Origin of the sequence: Kitasatospora sp. NPDC008050 (genome assembly GCF_042957465.1) — a bacterium.
In the GTDB taxonomy this organism is placed as follows: domain Bacteria; phylum Actinomycetota; class Actinomycetes; order Streptomycetales; family Streptomycetaceae; genus Kitasatospora.
The window spans coordinates 1-6,060 of sequence record NZ_JBIBIJ010000024.1 but is presented as its reverse complement, the minus strand read 5'-3'; the positions used below and the strand labels follow the sequence as shown (position 1 = coordinate 6,060).

At 72.5% G+C, this 6,060-nt stretch carries 4 protein-coding genes and 1 rRNA gene; 2 read left to right on the top strand and 3 right to left on the bottom strand.

Annotated elements, in window-relative coordinates:
* The coding region (locus tag ACFZB9_RS32705) for a HAMP domain-containing protein (RefSeq protein WP_391453400.1) at positions 1–779 on the bottom strand (779 nt) is incomplete at its 3' end.
* Between the two features lie 550 nt (positions 780–1,329).
* Here ACFZB9_RS32705 and ACFZB9_RS32700 point away from each other — a divergent pair.
* Positions 1,330–3,882, top strand: coding sequence for a SpoIIE family protein phosphatase (locus tag ACFZB9_RS32700; protein WP_391453273.1), 2,553 nt, complete (start codon positions 1,330–1,332; stop codon positions 3,880–3,882).
* Positions 3,883–4,293: 411 nt separating this feature from the next.
* Positions 4,294–4,863, top strand: coding sequence for an acetate uptake transporter (locus ACFZB9_RS32695; protein ID WP_391453271.1), 570 nt, complete (start codon positions 4,294–4,296; stop codon positions 4,861–4,863).
* A gap of 127 nt (positions 4,864–4,990) precedes the next feature.
* On the opposite strand, the gene ACFZB9_RS32690 is transcribed toward ACFZB9_RS32695, so the two are convergent.
* On the bottom strand, positions 4,991–5,854 hold the full coding sequence (locus tag ACFZB9_RS32690) for a phosphatase PAP2 family protein (protein WP_391453269.1): 864 nt from the start codon (positions 5,852–5,854) through the stop codon (positions 4,991–4,993).
* A 119-nt stretch (positions 5,855–5,973) separates the two neighbouring features.
* Positions 5,974–6,060 (bottom strand): 5S ribosomal RNA (rrf, locus tag ACFZB9_RS32685); the annotation flags it as partial.

Genomic DNA, 6,060 nt, shown 5'->3' with positions numbered 1-6,060 from the left:
CGCCACACCCCCGCCACCCCGGGCACCTGCGCCTGACCCCCCAGACGCCCCTCGGTCCCCACATCCCGCGCCACCCGGGTCACCTGCGCGGCGAACGAGTTCAGCTGGTCAACCATCGTGTTGACGGTGTTCTTCAGCTCCAGCATCTCGCCGGCCACGTCGACGGTGACCTTGTGCGAGAGGTCGCCCTTGGCCACCGCGGTGGTCACCTCGGCGATGTTGCGCACCTGTGCGGTGAGCCGGCCCGCCATGGTGTTGACGGAGTCGGCCAGGTCCTTCCAGCTGCCGGACATCGAGCGGACCCGCGCCTGACCGCCGAGCTTGCCCTCGGTGCCGACCTCGATGGCCACCCGGGTCACCTCGTCGGTGAACTCCGAGAGCTGGTCGACCAGGCCGTTCACCGTCCGGCCGACCTTGAGGAACTCACCGCGCAGCGGGTGGCTGCCACCGTCGGGCTGGTTGGAGCGCAGCTCCATCCGCTGGTCCAGGTCGCCCTCGGCGATCGAGGCGAGCACCCGCCCGACCTCGGCCATCGGACGGGCCAGGTCGTCGATCAGCGCGTTGCAGTTGTCCACCGCCGAGGCCCAGGCGCCCTCCCCCGCGCCGTTCTCCAGCCGCGCCGTCAGCCGCCCCTCGCGGCCCACCGCCCGGCGCACCCGGGCCAGCTCACCGGTCAGGTGCTGGTTACGCTCGGCGACCTCGTTGAACATCGCGGCGATCTCGGCCATCGGACCGTCGCCCGGCACCGTCAGCCGCCGCCGGAAGTTGCCGTCGCGCATCGCGGTCAGCGCGCCGAGCAGCTTGCGCAGCTCGGCCGGCTCGGCCCCGCGGTTGTGCCCGGGACGGCGCCCGGCCCCGCCACGGGGCGCGGCGGGCGGACGTGCGCCTCGCGTCGTTCCGGGCGCGCTCTTCTGGCCGGGGGTGTTCTGTCCGGCAGGGTTCTGTCCGGGCGTGCTCTGACCGGTAGCGTCCTTGGTGGCCGAACTCAACGGGACCCTCCCATGTCGCGACTGGCTGGTGTCCGCCGGAGAGCCCGAGGCCCTTCCTGCGGATCCCCCAGTCTGACAGCACCCACCGACCGAGTTGGCCCGCTTGGCCAGGCTCATCCACCTTTCAGGAGTACATGCCCGGCAGGTTCTGTGTGGGCGGCGTGGGGAGAATCACTCCCGAGTGCCCGTTTCACTCCCCCTTGCCTCCGGGGAGACCAGCCGGAAAGTAGGGTGGAGCGCTGCACCTCGCCCTGGCCTGAGCCACCGGGACCGCCCGCCTGAAGCCGGGTGGCACACCAGGCGCCGAGCAGCCGTACCCGAACCAGAGGAGAAGCAGCCCGTGGTCACCGCGCGCGCAGCCGCCACCTTCGAGCCGGACGGCCGCTCGGCCTCCGCCGCGCGCGGCTTCGTCCGCGACGCGCTGCTGGGCTGGGGGCTGCCCGAGGTCGTCGACGATGCCGTGGTCCTGGTCAGCGAACTGGTCACCAACGCCGTGGTGCACGCCGGGACCGCCGCCGAGGTGAGCTGTCTGCGCGAGGAGGACTCGGTCCAGATCGGCGTCACCGACCGGCACCCCGAACGCGGGCTGCCGGCCTTCGCCGGGCCGGTCGCCGGGGACGCGGTCTCCGAGCACTTCGCCGACGCCGAGGGCGAGGGCGGGCGCGGACTGCTGATGTGCTCGGCGCTCTCCAGCCGCTGGGGCGTGGAGTACTCCGCCGGGCAGAAGACCGTCTGGTTCCGGCTGCCGCTGCAGCGGGCCCTGCCCGGCACCCGCTACGCGCTGCCGCATGCTCCCGGCGAGGTGCTGCCCAGCACCGACGGCACGGTGCTGGTGGCCGTCGTACAGGTGGACGCCCAAGGCCTGGTGCGCGCCTGGAACGCCGACGCCGAGGAGCTGTTCCGCCAGCCGGCCGCCGAGGTGCTCGACCACCCGTGGGCGGACCTGGTGGTCTGGCCACAGGCCCCCGGCGAGCAGACCGGCCTCCCCGAGGTGCTCCAACTGGCCCGCTGGGAAGGGGCCTTCGGCATCCGCCGGGGCGATCAGCGGACCATCGAGGTCTACGGCTCCCAGGTCCGGGTGCTGGATGCCACCGGCGCCCCCTCCACGCTCTGCCTGCTCGTCCGCGAACGCGACCGGGCCGTGCTGCACACGCCCACCCGGGTCGCCGCCGCCGGCCCCGTGCCGGGCGTCGTCGAGCCGATCGACCTGCTGCTCGACGGCGTGCCCGCCGACGACCTGTCAGGCATGCTCCAGCAGACCGTGGAACGAGCCCGCGACCTGCTCGACGGCGATGCCGCCTACCTGCTGCTGATCACCGAGGACGAGAGCGAGTTCGAGGTCAGAGCAGCCACCGGGCTGCCCGCCGGGCACACCAAGGACGTCCGGCTGCCGGTCGACTCCGGCAACGGCCGCTACGACTCCGCCCGGCTGCCCGCCGTGCACGAGGACCTGTCGGTCCGTCCTGGCGCGGCCCCGCTGCTCGGCGGCTCCGGACTGCGCTCGCTGATCACCGTGCCGCTCAAGGTGGAGGGCCGGCTGATCGGCTCGCTCGGGGTGGCCGCCAACCGGGCCGGGCAGTACGACAACGACCAGGCGCTGCGCCTGCAGTTCGCCGCCGACCGGATCGCGCTGACCGTGGAGAACGCCCGGCTGGCCGAGCGGGAACGGTTGCGGCGCGGCGCGCTCTCCTTCCTGGTGGAGGCCTCCGACCTGCTGGCCGGCACCCTGGAGCACCAGCAGACCCTCGCCCTGGTCGCGCAGATGGCGGTGCCCACGCTGGCCGTCTGGTGCGCCGTCTACACCATCGCGGAGCATGCCGAGTTCGCCGAACTGGCCTTCGTCCTGCACGAGGACGAGGACCAGATCGACCCGTTGCGTGCCCTGCTGCGGCGCATCGACCCACCGGTGGGCCTGGTCGGCGGCGGCGCCGCGCCCTGGCCGGCACCGTCCGGGGCGGTCACCGGCGCCGAGCCCGCCGGGCTGATCGGTCAGACCGTGGCGCTGCCGCTGTTCGCCCGCAACCGGGTGATCGGCCTGCTCGCACTCGGCACCAAGGCCGGGGTGTCGTTCCGCCAGGAGATCCTGGAGCTGGCCGAGGACCTCTCCCGCCGCGCCGCCCTCGCCCTGGACAACTCCCGGCTCTATTCGGAGCGGACCGCGATCAGCCAGGCCCTGCAGCGCAGCCTGCTGCCCCCGGAGCTGCCCAAGATCCCCGGCGTCGAGGTGGAGGTCTTCTACCAGGCCGCCGGCGAGGGCAACGAGGTCGGCGGCGACTTCTACGACCTCTTCTCGATCCGCGAGGGCACCTACGGCTTCGCGATCGGCGACGTCTGCGGCACCGGCCCGCAGGCCGCCTCGGTCACCGGACTGGCCCGCAACTCCCTGCGCCTGCTGGCCCGCGAAGGGCTGGACGCCCCGCAGGTGCTCTCCCGGCTCAACCGGGCGATCCTCGACGAGGGCGACCGGGGCCGGTTCCTGACCCTGCTCTACGGCGAGCTGACGCCCCGCCCGGACGGCAGCACCGCGCTGAGCCTGGTCTGCGCCGGACACCCGCTGCCGCTGCGCCTGCGCGGCGACGGCCAGGTGAGCGCGGCGGCCACCTCGCAGCCGCTGCTGGGCGTGATGGAGGAACTGGAGCTGACGGCCGAGCAGGTGGTGCTGGAGCCGGGCGAGGTGCTGCTCTGCGTCACCGACGGGGTGACCGAGCGGCGCGAGGGGCTGCGGATGCTCGGCGAGGACGGGCTGGCCGAGGTGCTCACCGGGTGCACCGGGCTGACGGCGGGCGCCGTCGCGGCCCGGGTGCAGCGCGCCGTCGAGCGGTTCGCGCCGGAGCCTCCGTCGGACGACATGGCGATCATCGCGCTGCGGGTGCCGGTCCAGCGACGGGGCTGAACCGAGTCACTGTTGGTCACGGACTGGCGACGAATCAGCTGACAAATGAACAAATTCTGCGATTCACAAGGGTACAAGCCTCCCCGCCCGGGTAGAGACCAGCTGACCGGGGGTTTCCCCGGCAAGCCCAGTCCCAGCAGCTGAGCTGCGGGGACGCAGCAGGTCGGCACCGCCCGCACGCTCCTCGTGGACGCCACCGGCGTGGCCATCGCGACGGCTGCCATGTCCGCCGTCGCCATCACTCTCCGTCCATCTCGCGCATCCCCGCGCGCCCCGCGGCGCAGTCGCGCCGTCCGGGCGCCGCCCCGTCCTGGCCGCACCCGTCCTGGCTGTGCCCATTCCGGCCGCGGACCGACGGGTCGGATCCGACGTGTCAGATCCATCCCTGGAACGACCAGAAAGGAGCCTCCGGTGAGCACTGACGCTACCGGGGCCAATGCCCGACCCGCCTCGCTCGACGCGGGCCCTCTCGGATACCTCGCTCTCGGTCTGACCCTGCTCGGCTACGGCCTGCTGCAGACCGGGCTCCTGCACCACACCCAGGTAGCCGACGCCGCGGGCCTCGCGCACCTGCTCGGCGGGATCGCACTCTTCGTCGCCGGCCTCTGGCAGCTGCGCGCCGGTGACACCCTCAACGGCACCGCCTTCGCCGGGCTCGGCGCCTTCTGGGCGGTCTGGTCCATGGGCGCGGGCTCGGCGGCCGGCGGCAAGAACGCGGCCGGGCTCTTCCTGCTGCTCTGGGCCATGCTGGCCTTCACCCTGACGGCCGCGAGCTGGCAGACCGGTCTGTTCAACCGGGCCCTCTTCGGCCTGCTGACGCTCTCGCTGCTGCTGAACGCGATCGGCGTGCTCAGCAGCTCCGGCGGGCTGGTCAAGGCGGCCGGCTGGATCGCGGCGGTGGCCGGGCTGATCAGCTGGTACTGGGCCACGGCCGCGCTGACCAACCACCACTGGGGCCGGGCGGCGCTGCCGGTCAAGTGACCTGCGCGGTGCCGGGTGCCGAAGGGCGGGGTCTCCGTTGGAGGCCCCGCCGTTCGGTGTTCAGCTGTGGGTGCCGGGGTACGGGTGTCCAGCTGTAGGTGCCGGGGTACGGGTGTCCAGCAGTTGGTCAGCGGGCCGTGGGCTGGGGCTGCCGGTGTGCGGGCGGGGTGCCCGTGCCGCTCCCGTCCCCCGACCGACCGCGGCGGCGCCGCTCGCCGAGCCGCCCGGCACCGTACTGCGCGGCATACGAGAGCAGCAACAGCGTGCTGGCCACCAGTCCGTCGGCCCAGAAGTGGTTGGCCGTCACCACCACCACGGCGACGGTCAGCACGGGATACGCCACGATCAGCCAACGCCAGGGCGAGCGGCTCACCCGGATGACCGCGACGGCCACCAGCACGCACCAGGCGACATGGACAGAGGGCATCGCCGACAGCTCGTCCGCGCGCAGACCGCCGATACCACCGTTGTAGACGGACTGGCCGTACTGCGCCGCCACGTCGACGAAACCGGCGTCCGGCAGCATCCGCGGGGGCGCGACCGGGATGAACTGGATCACCAGGCAGGCGGCGGTCACCAGGACGACCGTGGTCCGCACCCATGGGTAGCGTGCCCGGTGCCGCAGGAAGACCCAGAGCAGGACGGCGATCATCACCGCGAAGTGCATCGTCGCGTAGTAGTAGTTCGCCAGCCGGACCAGGATCGAGTGGGGCAGAACCGCTCGCTGCCAGGACGCCTCGTCCGGCAGGCCGAGTCTCAGCTCGGTGCGGTGGATCCACTCGGCCCGGTCGAGTGCGTGGTCGGTACTCATCAGGGACAGCTGACCGACCAACTGCCAGAGCGCGAACAGGGCCAGCAGGATGCCGGCTTCGCGCAGCAGGGCCACCGCGGTCCGGCGTGTCGGCAGAGTGCGGTGGACGGCGTAGGCGGCCCCGAGGAGTGCCACCCCCGTGACACCGGCGCTCTGCCAGGACAGGGTCAGATTCTGCAATGCCGGTGCCTCTCCGCCTGCCGTTTCACGCGCTGCTGTGTGGCAGAGAGGGTAGCGTGCCGGGCCCCGAACGCAGAGAAGCCCCCTTCCCGAAGGAAGGGGGCTTCTCTGGAAGAATTGTTCGGCGGCGTCCTACTCTCCCACAGGGTCCCCCCTGCAGTACCATCGGCGCTATGAGGCTTAGCTTCCGGGTTCGGAATGTAACC